This window comes from Saccharopolyspora sp. NPDC049426 (assembly GCF_040676935.1).
GTDB lineage: Bacteria > Actinomycetota > Actinomycetes > Mycobacteriales > Pseudonocardiaceae > Saccharopolyspora.
Window position 1 is genome coordinate 63858 of the sequence record NZ_JBFAPZ010000018.1, and the last position, 18555, is coordinate 82412.

Sequence of the window (18555 nt, forward strand, 5' to 3'; positions counted from 1 at the left end):
CAGGCCACGTGGCCGCATCCTGGCGGCGCAGCGTTGACCGAGGAGTTCCCCCACACGAGGTGGCTCCCCCCTACTCTCCAGAGCTCGACTTCGACGCTCGTCTCGTCCGCTGCGCACAGCCCGTACTGGATCAACTCTCCAAACAGATCGCCGACCTCCCGATCAGCGTGGCGCTCACCGACGAACGCGCCCGCCTGGTCAGCCGCCGGGACAGCAACTCCTGGATCGCGCGCATGCTCGATCGGGTGTACTTCGCGCAAGGCTTCGACTACGCCGAAGGAGCGGTCGGCACCAACGGCGTCGGCACGGTGCTGGAGTTCGGTGAGTCGATGCACGTGGTGGGCGCCGAGCACTTCGTGGAGTCGCTGCAGGACTTCGCGTGCGCGGGCGCGCCGGTGCGTGACCCGTTCACCGGACGGATCGAGGGCGTGCTCGACCTGAGCTGCATGAGCGAGCACTCCACGCCGCTGATGCACTCGCTGGTCCGCTCCGCAGCACGACAGATCGAGCACAACCTGCTGGCAGACCGCGACCAGGCACAGCAGGCGCTGTTCGACGCCTACTCGCGGGTGGAGACGCGCAGCAGGCAGGCCGTGCTGGCCGTCGGCCGGCGGACCGTGCTGGGCAACTCACCGCTGCGGGACCTTCTCGACGCGCGTGACCAGGAGGTGCTGCAGGACCACGTCCGGTTCGTCATGTCGCGACACGCGACCGTGGACGACGAGGTCGAACTGCCCTCCGGCACCTGCGTCCGCCTGCGCGGCGCCAGGGTCGAGGTGGGCGGTGACATCGCGGGCATGGTCGCCGTCGTCTCGACCCAGCCCGACCTCCCGCGCCCCACCCCGTTGATGATCGAGAACGGCCGGCCGCGTTCCACCACAGTCGACACCCCGCGCCACGGGATGCTGGAGAGCCGGTCGCCGGCATGGCGTGCGGCGGCGGCCACCGTCGAGACCGCGATCCGTGCCGGAACCCCGGTCCTGGTCCTCGGCGAACCCGGGACCGGCCGCTGCACCCTGCTGGCCGAGCTGCACCGGCTCGCCTCCGGATCAGGACAGGTCATCGCGCTGAACGCCGACGAGGTCGCGGCGGCACCGTCGCAGATCTGCGCTCGCCTCCGGGAGCCGGCCTCAGAGCCGACGCTGTACGTACTCAGAGACATCGACCGGCTGCACGCCAAGTCCCTCAGCAGGCTCGCCGAGGCGTTGGGCCCCGCGCCCGACGGTACCCCCGGCAGGGTCTCGGGGACGGTCGCCGCGACGGCCTCGGAGGCTATCGTCGAGCGGGCCTCCTACCAACGGCTGCTGGCCACCTTCGGCGCCTCGGCGATCGTTCCCGCGCTGCGCCATCGCCGGTCCGATCTGCCCGGCCTGGTAGAGGCGTTGCTAACCGATCTCGCGCCGCATCGCGATACCTGCCTGTCCCGCGATGCCATGCGCGTACTCGGCGGCTACGACTGGCCGGGCAACGTCCGGCAGCTCAAACGAGCCCTGTCGGCCGCGCTCGCACGGCGGCCGGTGGGTGTCATCGAGGCCGCCGACCTTCCCACGTTCTGTCAGAGCGTGCCGCGCAGCTCGCTGCGCCCCGTGGACGAGACCGAACGCGACGCCATCGTCACCGCGTTGCGCGAGGCCGGCGGCAACCGGGTGGCAGCAACCAGGGCACTCGGCATCGCCCGTTCCACGCTCTACCGCAAGATCCGCCAGTACGGCATCACGATCTGAGACCCCTCGCCGCACCGCGCTGTCCGGCACTCGATTGTGCCGCCGGGACCGACGGACGTCTGGTCGTGAGTGTTGCGAGTGGTGCTCACCATGCGCAACACTCACGACCGTAGACCAGCGTGAACGCTCTGCCTGACTGCGTCAGTTCATGTCAGGTCATCCGGAAGGACGGGTAGCCCCCGACAGCCTCCTCGTCACACTTCTCGCGGTAGGTGCCCACCCCGCCGATGTAGGACAGCAGACGTCGCGGCTTGCCCGCCACGTTCGAGCCCATGTACCAGGAGTGGGTCTTCGGCACCAGCGTCGCGCTCGCGATCTCCTCATGGTGGGCCACCCAGGCATCCTCGCCTTCCTGGGTCGGCTCGATCACCGACTTGCCTTGCGCCTTCACGTGTCGGATGACGTCGGTGATCCACTCCGTCTGCTGCTGCAGGCAGGTCGTCATGTTGCACAGGGCCGCCGACGGAGCCAGCGGGACGGCGGTGGTGAGCATGTTGGGGTAGCCGTGCACCATCAGGCCCATCGTGGTGCGGATGTCCCGGCTCCAGTCCTCGGCCAGCGACCGGCCGTCCCGGCCGCGGATATCGACTCGAGTCAGAGCCCCGGTACCCGCGTCGAAACCGGTCGCCAGAATGATCACGTCGAGCTGGTGGACAGTGCCGTCGGTGAGCTGGATGCCATCAGGGGTGATTCGAGCAATCGGGTTATCCCGGACCCCGACCAGCGTGACGTTGTCGCGGTGATAGACCTCGAGATAGCCCTGCTCCAGCGGGACGCGGTGGGTGCCGAACCCATAGTCGGTGGGCACCAGAATGTCGATCAGCCGCTGGTCCTTGAGGCGTTCGCGCATCTTCTCCCGGACGAACTCGGAGACCTCCTCGCTGACCTGTTCATCAAAGAACATCTCCCCGAAGCTGGCCAGCCACAGTTTCAGCGACCCGTCCTGATAGATCTCCTCGAGGATCTCCCGACGCCGCTGAGGCGTGTATGCGGCCCACTCGTGCTCGAAATCGTACTCGAACCCGCTGAACGTGTGCGGCAGTGTGGCCCGCAACTCCTCGAACCGGTTCTTGTACCAAGCCTGCTCAGACGGCCCGTAGTCCGGATTCTTCATCGGCAGCACGTACTGCGGCGTCCGTGCGAACACGGTGAGGTGCTCGACCTCGGCGGCGATGGTCTGGATCACCTGGATGCCGGTCGCACCGATACCGACCACACCGACCCGCTTACCCGCCAGCTCGACACCGTCCTTCGGCCAGCGGGACGTGTGGTACACCGATCCGCGGAAGCCGTCCTGTCCCTCGAAAACGTTCTCCAGCGGCGCGGACAGCATACCTCCGCAGGCGACGAAGAACTGCGTGTCGATCGTCTCGCCGCGGTCGGTGCCCACGAGCCAGCGCCCACGGTCCTCGTCGAAGTGCGCGCTAGTGATCGTCGTGGAAAACTGAATGTCCCGGCGCAGGTCGAGCCGGTCGGCGACGTAGTCCATCCACCGCTCCACCTCGTGCTGGTCCGGGAACCGCTGACTCCAGCTCCACTCCTTATAGAGGACCTCGTCGAAGAAGTACTGATAGATGTAGGCCTCACTGTCGAACCGGGCGCCCGGGTAACGGTTCCAATACCAGGTTCCGCCCACGTTGGAGCCCGCCTCGTAGGCCCGCACACGCAGCCCCTGCTCGCGCAACTGGTGCAGCTGATACAAGCCGGCCACCCCGGCGCCGAGCACCACCGCGTCGAGCACGATGTCCGCCTGGCCCTGCCTAACCCGTGGGGCGGTGTCAGTCGCGGCCGTCATGGGTCCACCTCCTAGTGATGCGCGTCATAACCACAGGCATCGTCGACCCTGTCCCCACCAACCACGCTGTCCCAAAATCGAACACCTAGAGCAGCCGCACTTCTGGATGTAGCCAGACCAATCGGTGGCAGCAGGGTCTTTGAAGCGTCCCAAGTCTTCGGGGAGGCTCGTTGTTGGTGTCAGGCGACCAGGCTGGCTAACTCGCACAGGGTCTCGAACTCGGTCGGCAGCCGATGGCCACAGGCCTCGTGAAGTTGTCGGTTGCTATACCACTCCACCCATGCGCGGCGGTGGCGATTTCGACTTCTCGTTTAGGCGCCATGCCCACTACGGCTTAATCAGCTCCGTGCGTACAGGCCGATCATGGTTCCAGGGAGCGTGTTATCAAGAGCACTGCCAACCGTTCCGATCGACGCATCGATGCCCGCGTCAATCAGACACTGGGTGAACCGCAACGAGATGTACTATCCTCCCGGAGTCGGAACGGTGCACACGCTTTAAAAACACCGTCGAATACACGGTAGCCTCGATCGCGCAAACCCCGTTTCGAGAGTATCCATAATGAGATCGTCCTCATGCATACTCTGTCCACCCGACCCGACGATTCTACGGGAGAACACATCCGCGGCGAACACCACATAGACGGTGCCGGACCAGTCGCCACGTGGCTGAAGACCGTACCCCAGAGCCAGTTCGACGCACCCCGCCGCGAACTGCCGTTTCACGAGGTCAGCAGCACGGACGCCGTCCCGGACCAGGATTGTTGCACACTGTCTTGCCGCGCGCCGCCCCAGCCAGGCCGATTCAATCGGCCGCGACTCACTTGGACACCTTCCCGATTCAGCTGTCGCCATATTTTCCGAGCGCCGCACATCTGACAATTGGCGTCATGCACTTGTTGGATCTCTTCCATCAATTCCTGTCTTGCTCGTCACGCTCCGACTTCAGCACAACCGGGCGGCATAATATGTGGACGGGCGATCGTGATGCCAAAATCGGTCGGCACGGAACAGATCGGCTCAACCCCGAGTCAGCCCTTGTGTTCCGTGAAAATCGAACGGGCGTGGCGACCGCGGGTCGAGATCGCGCGCAAAGAAGGCCGACGCCGCCTTAAGTATTTCGTCTGCGCGCCGCAATTACGCATTCTCCGGTGCAGCCGCGTCAACTCGGCCGAATCCTCGCTCGAGGTGCCGGACGTCTGGCCCGCATCAACCTCCGCCGCCTGACCCACTTGCACAGCGTCTCGGTCGAGACGTTCACTTTCGCCGCGATCGAGCGGATCGCCTCCCACTGCGAGTCGTACTCCGCCTGGCGCGCCAGCACCAACGCCATCGCCACCATCGATCGCGCACGCCACGCGAGTAACTCGTCCTCCGGGGCCTGATCCACATCCCTCGCTCAAACGAGGAGTCTCCACCTAATCCGGGGCGCGTCACTCGGTGTGGTGGCCGCGGTGGGACAAGGCAGATCCTGCGCGGCGCAGGCGAGTGGGCCAGCAGCAATTGACGATAAGCGCCCTGCTGTCTATGAGACCCGCCTGTCCGTACCGGAAAGGCCTTGACGGCGCCACCCAGGGTTACCTCGGAGGCGGTTGTCGAGTGTGGCTAGTAAGGAACTCGTCGACGAGGTGGATGCAGAACTGTTCGTCGTTGGGGGTGCCGGTGACGAGGCGGTTGAAGATGAGGGGCCCGATGAGCTGGGCGAGGGCGCTGGTGGTGTCGATGCGAGTGTGGAGTGTGTTCTGGGCGGTGTCGCTGGTGAGGACGGCGTCGAAGGGTTGGCGGTATTGCTCGATGATGCGGCGGCGCAGGGTGTGTAGGCGGGGGCGGTCGCTCTGCGTGGGGGTCGAGGGTGCTGGTGCGATGCTCATGCCGAGCCAGGACAGCACGGTCAGCTGCAGGGGGGCGTGGTCGATGAGGTGGGCTTGGTTGGTCAGCAGCGTGAGCAGTCGTTCGCGTAGGGGGCCGTGGGCGGGTGCGGGTGCGACGGGGGGCAGCAGGCGTTCGAAGGCGGCGGCGAGCAGTTCGGTGCCGGTGCCGAAGTGGCGGTAGAGGGTGGCGCGGGCGATGCCAGCGGTTCGGGTGACCGCGTCGATGGTGACCGCGTCGATGCCGCCTTCCGCCAGTAGCTGGGTGGCGGCGTCGAGCAGCCGTGCGCGGGAGCGCGCCAGCCGCGGGTCTTCGTCGGGAGTGCTGGGTGTGGGGGCGGCGGTGGACATCGATCTCCTGCGAACCCGGAGGACGGCGCGAACATGAGCAAGCTTAATCGAGAACCGGACTTGTGGAACTACTAGTCTAGGTCCAATACTGTCGGTTCACAAATGTCGAGTCTGGTAGGTGATCGTGTGGCGGAGCCGACCGGGGAACCCGGAGGAGTACGCCGTGGCTGGACGCTGGCGGTGTCGTGTCTAGCCGTGGCGTTGGTGATGGCCGGGGTGGCGTCGCTGATGACGGCATTGCCGGAGTTGGCAGCGGATATTGGGGCAAGCCAGACGCAAGCGACGTGGATTGTGGATGCTTACACCTTGGTGCTGGCGAGCGTCTTGTTGCCGGCGGGTGCAGTGGGAGATCGTCTCGGGCGGCGCGGTGTACTGCTGGCTGGGCTAGCCGTGTTCGCCGTGGGTTCGGCGCTGCCGGTGGTGGTGGATACTCCGACCGGGGTGATTGTGTGCCGGGCGGCTGCGGGGTTGGGGGCGGCCCTGGTGATGCCGGCAACACTGTCACTTCTGACCGCGGAGTTCCCTGCCCGGCAGGCTGCGCGTGCAGTGGGAGTGTGGGCGGGGTTCGCTGGGGCGGGTGCGGTGCTGGGCATTCTCGGGGCCGGGGTGGTGTTGGCGGTCTGGCCGTGGCGTGCGCTCTTCGTGGCCACCGCCGCGTTGGCACTGCTGCTGGTGGTGAGTGCCTTGTTCGTGCCGTCGTCACGTGAGCCTGCGGCGCCCGAGCTGGATGTCCCGGGGGCGGTGCTGTCGGCGGTGGCGGTGGGGCTGGTGGTGTTCGGGATGATCGAGGCACCCGATCACGGCTGGGACAGTGCGCTGGTTGTCGCATCGCTCGGCGGTGGGATGCTGGCGGGGGCGGGATTCGTGCTGGTCGAACGGCGACGGGTGGCACCGTTGCTGCAGGTCGAGTTTTTCGGTGATCGCGGATTCGGCGCTGGCGCGGTATCGCTGGTGGTGCAGTTCCTGGCGGCGTTCGGGGTGTTCTTCCTGCTGATGCAGCATCTGCAGCTGGTCTGGGGCTACTCACCACTGCAGGCGGGGTTGGCGTTGGCGCCGGTGGCCGCTCCGCTGGTAGTGGCAGCGGTACTCGCGCCCTGGGTGAGCGAGCGGGTGGGGCTGCGGGTGATGACCGGTGCCGGGCTGGCGCTGGTGGCTGGCGCGCTGGTCGGGATCGGCGGGCTGGGGGTGGACGAGAACTATCCGCGGCTGGTGGTGTTCCTCGGGGTGTTCGGGCTCGGTCTGGGCATCTGCGCGACTCCGGCCACCGCCGCCATCGTGCGCGGCGTTCCTCGCGCCAAACAGGGGGTGGCCTCCGCCGTCAACGACGTCACCCGGGAATTCGGCGCTGCAGTGGGGATCGCGCTGGCCGGCAGTCTACTCGCCAGCAGCTACAGCACCCATCTCGCCCCGACGATCACTCACCTTCCGGAAGAAGCCCGCGCCCACGCCAGTGATTCGCTGGCCGTGGCTCTTCGGATCGCCAGCGACACTCCCGCAGGGCCTGGTCTTGCTGTCGCGGCGCGGCGCGCCTTCGTCGACGGGGTCCACGACACCCTCAGCGCCCTTGCCGTGATTACCGCGGTCACGGCCGTCGCGCTCACGGTGTGGGCGCCCGGACGCAACCGCGGGCACACAGTGGAAACCCACGGCTGCGACGCTACCGACCCTGCGCTTGTCGCCGAACAGGACAGGAGTACCTCGTGACCGGACGACACATCATCAGCGATTACCCACACCAGGTGGCCGGGCACTGCGGGTCGGGAGCGCTGCGCGACCTGATGCACTGGGCCCAGCTGTCCTACGACGAGACGCCACTCGACGAAGGCACCGTGTTCGGCCTCGGCGGCGAACTCGGGTTCACCTACCTGCGCCACCCCGCCATGAGGCCACCGATCTACCTCGTGGGCCGAGGCCCCGACCTCACCGGCGGGTTCACCCGCCGTCTCGGGATCACCGCTACCCAACACGCCACCGACGATCCCGACGAAGGCTGGGCCTGGGTCCGCGAGGAACTCGACCACGGCTATCCGGTGCTGTGCTGGGCCGACATCGCTCACCTCCCGTACCTGCGGGTGCGGCTGAGCATGAGCCGCCACGACATCGTGATCACCGGATACGACGATCACACCCGAACCGCCACAGTCATCGACAACGACCGCGCCGACCCCCAACCCGTCCCCTACGACGCGCTCGCCCGCGCCCGCAGCTCCACCGGATTCCCCGCACCAACCCGGCACACCGGCTACCGCCTGCGCTACCCCACCCACCTCCCACCCCTGGCCAACACCGCCGCCGACGCCTGCCACGCCGCCGCCCGAGGCCTGCGAAACCCCCAGTCACTGGTTCCTGCCAGTCAACTCGATGGAGTGACCGACTGCCCGTATGGCGCCGGCCTGGACGGCCTCAGCGTCTTCGTTGACGACCTGCGGCGCTGGCCCGACGTGTTCACCCCCACGCAACTGGACACGGTGCTCACCGCGCTGGCCGCCTTCATCGACAAGGCCGGCACGGGCGGCAGCCTGTTCCGCCGACTGCAAGCCGACTACCTGCACTACCTCGCCCACCGCACCGGCCTGCCCATCGCAGGACAAGCCGCCGACCTCTACGACCAGCTCACCCAGCTCTGGCACGACCTCGCCCGCATCGCTACTACCGACACCTCCACTACCACCCGCGTCACCGCGCTCGCCGACACCGCGGAACATCTCCCTGAACTCGAACAGCAAGGCGCCGATCTGCTCGACCTCCTCGCCCGCGAACTCAGCCCTGACGCCCCGGAGAATCTGTGACCGCCCCCCATACTCCGCAACTACCGCCGCGCGGGACTCACCCTGGCCGCTAACCACTGGAGCACGCCACCAGCCACCCCACCACGCGGCACCGCCATCCTCCTCCACGGCGCCGGACAAACCCGCCACTCCTGGCACCACACAACCGCCCGACTCGCCGAGCACGGCTGGACCACCCTCACCCCCGTCCGCTCGCGGACACGGAGGGAAGTCCCGGCGTAGTTGGTCGGCGATCTGCTCGGGCTGAGCTTGCGGTCCAGGTGGGCCTGGATGACCGGGTGCAGCTGCAGGTTCGTGGTGATCTTGCGTGGCTTGGGGCGGGGTCGCCGGGCCAGTGCCCGGTCCTGCGCGGAGTAGGGCCGGTATGCCCACTTGCGGATGTCTCCCCGCGGCGGCATCCCGTTGCGGCGGATCTCCCGGCTGATCGTCGACGGTGATCGCCCCAGCTCCCGGGCGATTGTGCGGATCCTCGCCTGTCCCGCCACCGATCCGCGATGTAGAGACGTTCCTGCTGGCCAAGGTACCGAGAACACACATCGGGGTGCCCCGCCGGACGAACCGGTGGGGCACCCTTCGTGTTTCCGGTCGGCTGCCTTCCGTTGCGCCAGCGCTTGCCGGTCCGCGGGTTGATCCCCACGATCCGGCACGCCTCTTTGCTGCTGTACGCCTGCTTCACAAGATCAAAATACGCAGCACTGTAGGGCTCGGAGACGCCCGGGCAGTCGCTCGTTGTGCCGCTCAGCCTCGACGCCACCGATGGCGCGCTGCGCACGCGGAACCGTACCCGCCTCGTGTTGTGCCGCGCATCGTGCTCAGCGGCGCCATCTAGCTGCTCCCGAGGTCAGCTTCGACAGGGGCGCACCGGAGACCACGGTACGCGCCGGGCGGATGAGAGACCGCCCCCGCATCTCACGGGTCCGTCGACCGCGATGCGGGGGCGATCTTCTGTTCGGTGCCCGGCTCGAGGGGGGCGGCCAAGCCGGGTACCGCAAGCCATGGAGGGGGATCATGGCGTCGATGACTCTAGCCGACCAGACCCGCCGAACGGTCGTCGCGCGGCGGAACTGATCACAGTTTTGCTGCGGGAACACCGCGAGGAACTCACCGCCCAGCACGGCGACCCTGGCGTGCTGGTGTGCGCCTCGGGTGGTCGTGCCGAGCAGGCCCGCACGCTGCTGGAGAGCGCCGGGCTCGATCGGCTCAGCGTGCTGCGCGGCGGCATCACCGGCTGGGAGCAGCAGGGAGGCGAGCTTAACCACGGCCGGGGCACCTGGGCCATGGAGCGGCAGGTGCGGCTGGTCGCTGGACTGCTCGTGCTCACCGGCGTCGTGGCCAGCACCGCCTACGAACCGCTGAAGTGGGTCGCCGGCTTCGTCGGCGCCGGTTTGACATTCGCCGCGGTGAGCAACACCTGCGCCATGTCCCGCGTGCTCGGACTGCTGCCCCACAACCGCACTCCCCGCACGGACGGTCGCGCCCTGCTCGAGGCCCTCACCGGCGGGGGCGGGCCGCGCGGCTGAGGGCTGCTCTCTGGCAAGTGCGTGCACGGCGTTGGCGGCGGCGGTGGCGGGCGATGAGTCCGCCACCGGGATAGGTGGTTTCGTTGTTGTTGGCAGTGGTGTTCGGCGCCGTGATCGGGTTGGCGCTGGGACTGCTGGGTGCGGGTGGTTCGATCCTCGCCGTGCCGGCGCTGGTCTATGGCGTCGGGCAACCCTTGCAGATGGCGATCCCCACCTCGTTGGCCGTGGTCGCGCTGTCCTCGCTGGGCGCGCTGATGCCCCGCGAGCGGCGCAGTGCGGTGCGGTGGCCGGTGGCGCTGGTCTTCGGCGCGGCCGGCATCCCGGCCGCCTTTGGTGGCGCCGCGCTCGGCAAGCTCTTCCCGCAGCGCTGGCTGTTGCTGGCCTTCGCCGCGCTCTGTGCTCGCCGGCGCGTCGGTTGGTGTGCTTACCGGACTGTTCGGCGTCGGCGGCGGATTCATTATCGTCCCCGCGCTGTCATTGCTGCTGGGCTTGGGAGCGCAGCAAGCGGTGGCGACCTCGTTGGTGGTCGTCTTAATCAACTCGGGAGCTGGACTCGCCGCGCACGCCGGCTCGATCGCGACCATCGATTACCGGGTCCTGTTGTTGTTCGCAGGCACGTCTCTGGTGGTTTCTATCGTGGCCGCTCGGCTGTCGGCACGGCTGGACTCGTCAACCGTGCGCCGCTGGTTCGCTTTCGTGGTGCTGGCCGTCGCGGTCTTCGTCGCCGTGGCCGCCGTCGTCAACCCCTCGGCTCTCGGATGAGGACCGCCCAGGCCGAATCGACAACTCTCTCAGGAAGAGAAAGGGAAGGTGGAACATGTGTCGTCGCGTTGAGTGCCGCACGTGCGGCAAACCGACATATGCAGGCTGCGGCCAGCACGTGGAACAGGTGCTCGCGGGAGTACCGAAATCCCAACGATGCGACTGCGCCCCGAGCGCCCAACACGGAGGCATCAGTGGGTTCCTGCGGAAGCTCATCGGCCGCGATTGACCGAAATGCCAAGAACGTAATGGAACGATGCACTTGAAGGAACGCCTTTCGCGGTTCTTCTGACGTGTTCGCTATTGATCGAAGGTTGCGCCCGACACCGCGTCTCTCGACTGACAGCACGTCTCCGCGCAGCAGAAGTGAATTGCGCCCGTTCTTCCTGCTTCACCATGTCGGCTTCCCGTCGGAGACGGGCTGTCAGGTCGAAGACACGACAGCCCTTGACCAGGCGCGAGAACAGCTTGATTGCGAAGCCCAGTACACGTAGCCGGGCACGTTGGCTCCTTCACGTTTCTCGGTCAATGCCGTGTGGCATTCCCGTGCAGGGCCTGGATTACAGGTCCGCTTAACCGGGTAGGCCCGCCATGTGCCCGGAGGAAGGAGGCGGGATGCCAGCGGACCGCATGAGTACGGATGGGGCGAGTACGGCAGCGGCGAGCCTACGAGGGCCGGGCATTCTCCTGGGCGTGGGGCTCGGTGGTTTCGTGGATGGCATCCTGCTGCACCAGGTCTTGCAGTGGCATCACATGCTGACCAGCACGAACACCGACAACGTCGGAGTGCGGTACTACGATCCCGAGACTGTTTCGGGTCTCGAAATGAACACCGTGTGGGATGGGCTGTTCCATACTGTGTGCTGGCTGTTCGTCTTGGTTGGCCTGGCGCTTCTCTACTCCCGCGTCACACACCGCCGCCGCCAAGTGTGGACCTCGCGTGTGTTGTGGGGCTGGGTTTTGGTTGGTTGGGGGGTGTTCAACCTCGTCGAAGGCATCTTGGACCACCACATCCTGGGTATCCACCACGTCCATGGCGGGCCTTATCAGCTGTGGTGGGACATCGGGTTCCTCGTCTTCGGCGCGCTGCTGGTCGCCGGTGGCTACCTGCTCCAGCGCGGCGGACAGCCGCTTGATTCCGACGTTGGGAGTGCTCAGCCGACCGAAGGGCGCACCTGATGAACCACCACGACCACGGAGCGGGCGGCGGCATTGTGGAGGTCTTGCTACCCGTACTTGCTCTGCTCGTGATCGGTGCCGTCTATCTATCCCTGGCCCGCCAGGCCCGCCGCAGCAACCCTGTGCAGGGATGGAGCCGCTGGCGCACGGCCAGCTTCCTCACCGGGCTCGCCGTGCTGGCCGTCGCGTTCCTGCCGCCCGTGGCGCCGTGGGCCTACTCCGACTTCCGAGGCCATATGACCCAGCACATGCTCATCGGCATGTACGCCCCGCTCGGCCTCGTACTCGCCGCCCCAGTCACCCTCCTGCTGCGGACGGTGCCCACCGCACGCGGCAGGCAACTGACATCCGTACTGCACAGCGGCCCTGCCCGGGTACTGACCCACCCGGCGACCGCAATGTTGCTGTCCACCGCCAGTCTCGCCGTCCTCTACTTCACTCCGCTCTACAACGCCACCACGGCACATTCGGCCGGGCACTGGCTGCTACACGTCCACTTCCTGATCTCCGGCTGTCTGTTCGCTTACGCCATCGCCGGTCCCGACCCGGCACCGGCCCGGCCTGCTGTGCGCACGCGCCTGGTGTACCTCGGCTGCGCCATCACGATTCACGCCGTTATCGCACAGCTGATGTACGGCGGCTTCTGGGTCGACATCCGCGCCCCGATCAACGAGATCCAGAACGGTGCAGAAATCATGTACTACTTCGGCGACATCGCCGAACTCCTCCTAGCCGCCGCGCTCGTGGCTACCTGGCGCCCCGAGCGCTCTCAGAGAACCGCCCCGCACAGTGGGGTCGGGGCCAAGGCATAGTCACTGGGTCGCTCCTGTGCGCGCAGTGGTTGCAGCGCAGCGAATTCGAAGGCGAGAAAAGAAAGTCGATCGGCGGGGCGGCCAGTAGAACATTGGTCAGACCCCGAACAGAAAGCCAACTACACCACCGCATGTGAACTGACACGGGAAAGGCGCTCGTACAAGCTGACTCCAAGGGTTCGGTGCGGAGTGGGGCCTGGCCCTACTGGCAGGGCTCCCACTCCGGGACCCTGCACGCCCGGCTGCTGACCAACTCGACCAGGGTGCTCGACCTCAGTTTTCTCCCTGGTGTCGTGGGCCACCGCGGCGGCGTCCGGATCTTTCGCCCTCGCCACGAACCTGCCCCTGCGCACCGTGCTCGCCACAGCAGCGGGCGGGCTGCTCGCGGGCTACGGAGCCCGGCTCGTCTACGGCAACGTCGGCTCCTACTTCGGTGGAATTGCTTTGTTCTCCCTGCACGGGTGGATCTGGGCATTCGCCGTGCTCGCGGTAACCTGGCTCGGGCTCCAGACGCGGAGACTCCTTGGCCTCGGTGTCCCCAAGCGGACCGACTCGGTCTGCTGAGGGACTGCTGTGCGTGCATGCTGGGGCCGCCGGGTAGTCATTCTAGGGAACGAACCGATCACCCGAGGAGGGCCGAATCGTGGACTACGCGCTGTCTCGGACGCTCGACGCCCCGTATGCGGAGGCCGTGCCCAAGGTGAAAGAAGCATTCCAAGCCCATGGTTTCGGCACGCTCACCGAGATCGATGTGCAGACTACGCTGAAGGACAAGCTGGACGAGGACATCGAGCCCTACGTCATCCTGGGCACGTGCAATCCACAGCTGGCGCACCGCGCGCTGGACGCGGAACGCGAGATCGGGCTTCTACTGCCCTGCAACGTCGTGGTCCGCGCCCAGGATAACGGTCGCACCCTGGTCCAAGCACTTGATCCGCAGGTCATGGTGACCGTTCCCGAACGGGAAGAGCTGCGTCCGGTGGCCGACGAAGCAGGGCGCCGCATCCGGGAGGCCCTCGACAGCCTCGGGTAGCCCGCCCATCGCGGCATCGGGAAACGCTTACTCGACGGCTGTCAAATCAAGAGCATGTCACTGCTCGAACAAGATCTCCGCTCGCAGGCGACAGCCCTGATCGACTCCGCCATCCCCGCCGAAACCTGGGAAACAGCCGTCGGCCAACTCCTACGCCCGGTTTGCTGCGCTCATGAGCGACACAGAACCCAGCACCACAGCGTTCCGAGTCCGTCTGGGGCTGACCACATTGGACCTGGTCGGCGAGCGATCCACTAAAGCGCCATCACGCAGTTGAGACAGACGGTCGTCTCCGCTGCGCTCTCCGACGCTTACGCCGCACGCGAAGCACTGAGTAACCAGACGCTCTGTGCCTACCTCACCACTGAACAAAGACACCAACTCGCCGCCGTACTCACCGTCTCAGGCCTCGGTCAACGAACGATGTCCGCAGGCCAGAACCAGGACATCAACACCGCGGTCCACCACGCCGAAGATCATTTGCGGACGCTGAGTAAGCCTCGATGACGGGCATGCGGCCCAGAGGTGTTGTTTAGGGCGAGACAACGAGCGCAACTCCGAATGCCAGTGCCGTCCCGTTGGAGGACAGAGCAGAGTTGCGCAGCCAGCCCGGTTGCGACGTCGGGTCTGCCCAGGGACGTTCCTATAAAGGTCAAGTAGCCAGTGCGAGGTTCTTGAGGTCGGCACGGAGTGTGTAGTAGATCTCGCGTGCGATGTAGCGTTTGAGGCAGCGCATGATGTCCTTTTTGGAGAGTCCTTCGGCGGTGCGGCGGGCCGTGTAGGCGCGGGTGCGGTCGCAGTAGCGCATCCTCACGACAGCGATCATGTGCAGGGCTCGGTTTGCATCGCGGTCTCCGAAGGGGTTGAGCCGGTGCCGCAGTGTCTTGCCTGACGAGGCGGGAATGGGGTCGGACCCGCAGAGGTCGGCGAAAGCGGTTTCGCAGTGCAGTCTCGATGTTCTGGCCCGCGGTGGTGAGCAGCTGGGCCGTGTGGAGTGTGCCGACGCCGAGTAGGGCCAGTGTGCGGGGAGCGCTGCGCTGGACGAGGGAGGCGAGCTTGTTCTCGAGATCCTCGGCCTGGTTGGTCAGCTCCTGGATGCGTCGTGCGAGACTGCGCAGAGCGTATTTGGCGGCATGGACCGGGTCGTGCAACCGGGCAGGGTCGGGACGCCAAGTCAGGCATTGGCGCGCTTTGCCTTCCAGACCGCGGGCAGTGAGGCTCGCGCGAACAGCCTCGGGTGCGGTCAGGAGGATTTCGCTGAGCTGGTTGAGTGCGGCCGTGCGCGCTTTCACGGCACTGCTGCGGACTATGAGCAGCTGCCGGATCGATTCCACGACGCCGGTGGTGTCTTTGGGAGCCGTGGTGCACTCGCCGGCCAGGACCTTGCGGGCGGCCGCTTCGGCGTCGATGGCGTCGGTCTTACCTCGCCGGGATTGGGTATGGATGTGGGGCCGATTGACTTCGACGACGGTGATGCCGCAGGCCTGCAAGTACCGGGTAAGCCCGGCTCCATAGGATCCTGAGCATTCGACCCCGACCTTTTCGAGCCGTCCGTGCTGGTGTAACCACGTGGTCAGCTGCCGATAGCCCTCCGCGGTCGTCGGGAACTCGCTGGCTGCGAGCAGTCGGCCACGGTGGTCGATCACGGCCGCGTGGTGGTGTCGGCGTGGCAGTCCACGCCACCGATGACATCGCTCGTGTCCGTCATGCTGCGGTGTCGCCTTCCTTTTCAAGCGGCGACCCGGGTGCCGGGACGGGCGGACACAACAATGACGAGGCAGCGGGTGGCGCAGGTTCCTATCAGGTCACATCCGTCCGGACCGGTCGCCTGAAACGACTTATCCGGTACGGTACCGGCGCGGGACCGACGCGTCCCTAGAAGGACACCCGGAGGGTCAGTTTAGTTGCAGGTCAGGTCCCGAACCGACGCCTTCCGCCATCATCATTGTTTGGTTGAACACCTTGACCTGCCCCAGAGTCAGAGTGTCAACCGAAACCTGGGCAGACCCAGCTGGGAATGTCGTCGCTGCCGGTTGTAGAAGATGAGGAGAACCAACGGCTCCGCGGCCAACTCGCGCGGACTCACGGAGCTCTGCGCGCGGCCAACACCGGTCACGTCTGGACCGGCCGCGGCAAGGGGTGAGCTCGCTCGTCCCGCACGCTGGTTGCCCAGGTCGCCGGGAGTGTTGCGTAGCCGCGGATAGGGCCGGAGTGAAGCCGCTCCGGCCCTTTGGCGGGGTCGAGTTGCCAGTCGGGGAGCCGGTCGAGCATCTCTGCCAGGGCGACTCGTGACTCGAGCCGCGCCAGTGCCGCACCCAAGCAAAAGTGGATGCCGTGGCCGAAGGCGACCTGTCGTTCAGGCTTGCGGGTGATGTCGAGCCGATCGGGGTCGGCGAACACGCGGTCGTCGCGATTGGCCGAGCCGAACAACAGCAAGACTGTCTCCCCGGCTCGCATGCGGTGACCATGTCGTGTCAGGTCACGAGTGAGGGTGCGCGACAAGCCCTGGGCTGGCGAGTCATAACGCAATAGTTCCTCGACCGCGTCCGGGAGCAAGGCGGTTTCGCTGGCTAGCCGACGGCGCTGGTCTGGGTGTTCGGCAAGGTGCACGGCGGAGTTGCCGAGCAGGTTCGTAGTGGTCTCATGACCAGCCACCAGCAACAGAAGACAAAAGCCCAAAAGTTCGTCATCGCCCAGCCGGTCGCCGTCGACCTCTGCCTGGACCAACGCCGACACCAGGTCTTCCCTCGGGTCGTCGCGGCGCTTCTGGATCACCTCGGAGAAGTACTCATACAGCGCAGCGGCAGCCGCCAAGGAGGCATCGCGCTCCTCGGCCACCATTGGATCTCCCTGCACCATCGAGGATGACCAGGTGCGAAACTGGTCGCGGTCCTCGCGGGGCACCCCCAGCATGTCGGCGATCACCATCGCCGGCAGCGGCCCGGCGAAGTCACGCACCACGTCACCCGAGCCAGCCGGAGAAAGCTCATCCAGCAGCTCGACGGCAAGGCTGCGAATCGTTGGCTCGAGCGCCGCAATCCTGCGCGGGGTGAACGCCCGGCTCACTAGCTTCCGCAACTGTGTGTGACGTGGAGGGTCCATCATGATCATCATCGGCAACAGCGCATCCATAATGTCCGGACCCTGGCCCGCTGCATCCCTCGTAGGGAACACGCCGTTGATCGAAGAGAACACCTCAGGGTGGTTCAAGGCGTCCTCGACGTCGTCATAGCGGCTCAGAACCCAGCATCCACGGGTCTCACACCAGTAGGTTGGATGCTCGTCTCTCAGGCGGCGGTAGATCGGATACGGATCGTCGTGCACGGCTGGGTCAAACGGGTCGTAGAGCTCCACCATGGCTGGGCCTCACCTTCCTGGGCGCCGGGACGGCATTGCACCGCAAGGTTAGACTGCTAGTCTAAAACCTCAGCTCAAACTGCGAAAGGGAGTCACTGTGCGCCGCGTTCCCGCCCAGATCGCCGCCCGCCTGCCAGCGGCTGCCGAACTCTTCGCAGACCGCGGGCTCGAGGACACCAAAGTCGAGGACATCGCCGCCGCGACCGGGGTGCCAAAGGCGACGCTCTACTACTACTTCGCGGGCAAGGAAGAGATCCTGGCGTTCCTCTTCCAAGACACTTTGCAACACATGGCCGACGAGGTCGCCATGGCCGTGCAGGCTCCGGATTCCGCGGCGACCCGATTGACCGCGGTCGTGGACGCCCAGCTGCGAGTGATGGCCGATCAGCCCGCCGTCTGCCAAGCCCTCGTGGGAAACCTCGGCCGGGCCGGCCGCATCCCCGAGATCGCAACCGCCATCACCGATGCCTACTACACGCCGGTGCAACAACTTCTCGACGAGGGCGTACGCGACGGATCACTCCGCCCTACCGAGGACCCAACGACCACAGCGATGGTCCTCTTCGGCGCAGTCACCATCAGTGCCCTCTCATATCTGGCCACCGACCGACCGCTCAGCCCCGAGAGCTTGAGCCCCTCGATCCTCGCCGTGGTCCTAGAAGGGCTCCGCTCTTCAGCAGACCAAGCGATCTGAGTTCGTTACGGACACCTGTCCGCGGCGCAGATGTCCTGTTCGCGCCCTCGCCACGCCGCCCCATACGCTTTTATCGACCAGCATGGCGGTCTCCACGATCGACTCCGCGGTGGCGGTGGTCTCGTCGGCGCCGAACCGTAGCGCGAAGTCGCGGCCATGCCGGTAGGAGACGTAGGCCGCGCCCACGGCCACCAGCAGCGTGCACGCGCACTGCAGGTGCAGCGATCGATCGGGGAGGGGCTTGATGTGGATGGTGTGCTGGTCATCGGTCGTCGATCTGTTCCTCGGACAGACTGCGTCGCCGCATCGGGACGCCGTGGAGGTGCAGGATCGTGCTGACGGTGCGGCGCTCGATGCCGTACTGATCACCCAGCTCGTAGACGGTGGCGCCGGACTTGTAGCCTTCGATCAGTTGCTGCACCTGGTCGTCGGGGAGTCGCCGGGTGCGGCCGGGCTTTGCCCGCTTCGGTGTCGGTTAGGACGGTGTAGCCAGGTCCGGCAGCTTCATTTGCAGTGTTTCCAGGGCGCTGACCTGGTCCTTTGTGTTCGAGTAAGCTCCCCCAGCCTCCAGCCTGGCGAGGCATGCAACCTGGTTCAGGCCCGATTGGCGACGGCGGGGCCGTTTTGGCGAGAAGGAGGCTGCTGGAGGGGAGTCAAGGTGCCTCGTGCGAG

Annotated in this window: 15 protein-coding genes and 4 pseudogenes; 11 read left to right on the forward strand and 8 right to left on the reverse strand. The window is 66.3% G+C overall.

Annotated elements, in window-relative coordinates:
* Positions 1 to 59: 59 nt before the first annotated feature.
* Positions 60 to 1724, forward strand: a complete 1665-nt coding sequence (locus AB0J78_RS29895; RefSeq protein ID WP_363794782.1) for a helix-turn-helix domain-containing protein — start codon at positions 60 to 62, stop codon at positions 1722 to 1724.
* Positions 1725 to 1875: 151 nt separating this feature from the next.
* Here AB0J78_RS29895 and AB0J78_RS29900 read toward each other — a convergent pair whose 3' ends face one another.
* Both AB0J78_RS29900 and AB0J78_RS29905 read right to left on the reverse strand, forming a co-directional pair.
* Positions 1876 to 3519, reverse strand: a complete 1644-nt coding sequence (locus AB0J78_RS29900) for an NAD(P)/FAD-dependent oxidoreductase (protein WP_363794784.1) — start codon at positions 3517 to 3519, stop codon at positions 1876 to 1878.
* Positions 3520 to 4240: 721 nt separating this feature from the next.
* Positions 4241 to 4435: an IS3 family transposase gene (locus AB0J78_RS29905; protein ID WP_363794786.1), complete on the reverse strand. Its 195-nt coding sequence runs from the start codon at positions 4433 to 4435 to the stop codon at positions 4241 to 4243.
* A gap of 234 nt (positions 4436 to 4669) precedes the next feature.
* Between AB0J78_RS29905 and AB0J78_RS29910 the strand changes: the two genes are divergently transcribed.
* The gene (locus tag AB0J78_RS29910; RefSeq protein WP_363794788.1) at positions 4670 to 4903 is read left to right on the forward strand and encodes a hypothetical protein; all 234 of its coding nucleotides are present in this window, start codon (positions 4670 to 4672) and stop codon (positions 4901 to 4903) included.
* A gap of 192 nt (positions 4904 to 5095) precedes the next feature.
* Here AB0J78_RS29910 and AB0J78_RS29915 read toward each other — a convergent pair whose 3' ends face one another.
* Positions 5096 to 5737 (reverse strand): helix-turn-helix domain-containing protein, encoded by a 642-nt coding sequence (locus AB0J78_RS29915; protein ID WP_363794790.1) that lies wholly within the window; start codon positions 5735 to 5737, stop codon positions 5096 to 5098.
* Positions 5738 to 5932: 195 nt separating this feature from the next.
* On the opposite strand from AB0J78_RS29915, the gene AB0J78_RS29920 reads away from it, so the two are divergent.
* Both AB0J78_RS29920 and AB0J78_RS29925 read left to right on the forward strand, forming a co-directional pair.
* The gene (locus AB0J78_RS29920; RefSeq protein WP_363794792.1) at positions 5933 to 7441 is read left to right on the forward strand and encodes an MFS transporter; all 1509 of its coding nucleotides are present in this window, start codon (positions 5933 to 5935) and stop codon (positions 7439 to 7441) included.
* Complete coding sequence (locus AB0J78_RS29925; protein ID WP_363794794.1) at positions 7438 to 8526, forward strand: BtrH N-terminal domain-containing protein; 1089 nt, start codon at positions 7438 to 7440, stop codon at positions 8524 to 8526. The genes AB0J78_RS29920 and AB0J78_RS29925 overlap by 4 nt, the downstream gene beginning before the upstream one ends.
* Positions 8527 to 8924: 398 nt before the next feature.
* Here the strand turns inward: AB0J78_RS29925 and AB0J78_RS29930 are convergent.
* Positions 8925 to 9011: pseudogene (locus AB0J78_RS29930) on the reverse strand (helix-turn-helix domain-containing protein); the annotation flags it as partial.
* Positions 9012 to 9602: 591 nt separating this feature from the next.
* Here AB0J78_RS29930 and AB0J78_RS29935 point away from each other — a divergent pair.
* From AB0J78_RS29935 to AB0J78_RS29960, 6 genes and pseudogenes are all read left to right on the forward strand, one after another.
* Positions 9603 to 10046 carry a rhodanese-like domain-containing protein gene (locus AB0J78_RS29935; protein ID WP_363794796.1) on the forward strand — a complete coding sequence of 148 codons (444 nt, stop codon included), beginning with the start codon at positions 9603 to 9605 and terminating at the stop codon, positions 10044 to 10046.
* A gap of 110 nt (positions 10047 to 10156) precedes the next feature.
* Positions 10157 to 10808 (forward strand): annotated as a pseudogene (locus AB0J78_RS29940) (sulfite exporter TauE/SafE family protein).
* A 630-nt stretch (positions 10809 to 11438) separates the two neighbouring features.
* Positions 11439 to 11987: a DUF2243 domain-containing protein gene (locus AB0J78_RS29945; RefSeq protein WP_363794890.1), complete on the forward strand. Its 549-nt coding sequence runs from the start codon at positions 11439 to 11441 to the stop codon at positions 11985 to 11987.
* A complete protein-coding gene (locus AB0J78_RS29950) occupies positions 11987 to 12799 on the forward strand; it encodes a cytochrome c oxidase assembly protein (RefSeq protein ID WP_363794798.1) in 813 nt (270 codons plus the stop codon). The genes AB0J78_RS29945 and AB0J78_RS29950 overlap by 1 nt, the downstream gene beginning before the upstream one ends.
* A 288-nt stretch (positions 12800 to 13087) precedes the next feature.
* The gene (locus AB0J78_RS29955; protein ID WP_363794800.1) at positions 13088 to 13363 is read left to right on the forward strand and encodes a YeeE/YedE thiosulfate transporter family protein; all 276 of its coding nucleotides are present in this window, start codon (positions 13088 to 13090) and stop codon (positions 13361 to 13363) included.
* A gap of 79 nt (positions 13364 to 13442) precedes the next feature.
* Entirely contained in the window at positions 13443 to 13832 is a 390-nt protein-coding gene (locus AB0J78_RS29960; RefSeq protein ID WP_363794802.1) for a DUF302 domain-containing protein, read from the forward strand.
* Positions 13833 to 14484: 652 nt separating this feature from the next.
* On the opposite strand, the gene AB0J78_RS29965 is transcribed toward AB0J78_RS29960, so the two are convergent.
* The 3 genes and pseudogenes from AB0J78_RS29965 to AB0J78_RS29975 form a co-directional block, all read right to left on the reverse strand.
* Positions 14485 to 14901, reverse strand: coding sequence for a transposase (locus AB0J78_RS29965; protein ID WP_363794892.1), 417 nt, complete (start codon positions 14899 to 14901; stop codon positions 14485 to 14487).
* A 235-nt stretch (positions 14902 to 15136) separates the two neighbouring features.
* Positions 15137 to 15478: pseudogene (locus AB0J78_RS29970) on the reverse strand (transposase); the annotation flags it as partial.
* 466 nt (positions 15479 to 15944) lie between these two features.
* Entirely contained in the window at positions 15945 to 17189 is a 1245-nt protein-coding gene (locus AB0J78_RS29975) for a cytochrome P450 (protein WP_363794804.1), read from the reverse strand.
* Positions 17190 to 17286: 97 nt separating this feature from the next.
* On the opposite strand from AB0J78_RS29975, the gene AB0J78_RS29980 reads away from it, so the two are divergent.
* A complete protein-coding gene (locus AB0J78_RS29980) occupies positions 17287 to 17883 on the forward strand; it encodes a TetR/AcrR family transcriptional regulator (protein ID WP_363794806.1) in 597 nt (198 codons plus the stop codon).
* A 268-nt stretch (positions 17884 to 18151) separates the two neighbouring features.
* On the opposite strand, the pseudogene AB0J78_RS29985 reads toward AB0J78_RS29980, so the two are convergent.
* A pseudogene (locus tag AB0J78_RS29985) lies at positions 18152 to 18454 on the reverse strand (hypothetical protein); the annotation flags it as partial.
* Positions 18455 to 18555: the final 101 nt, after the last annotated feature.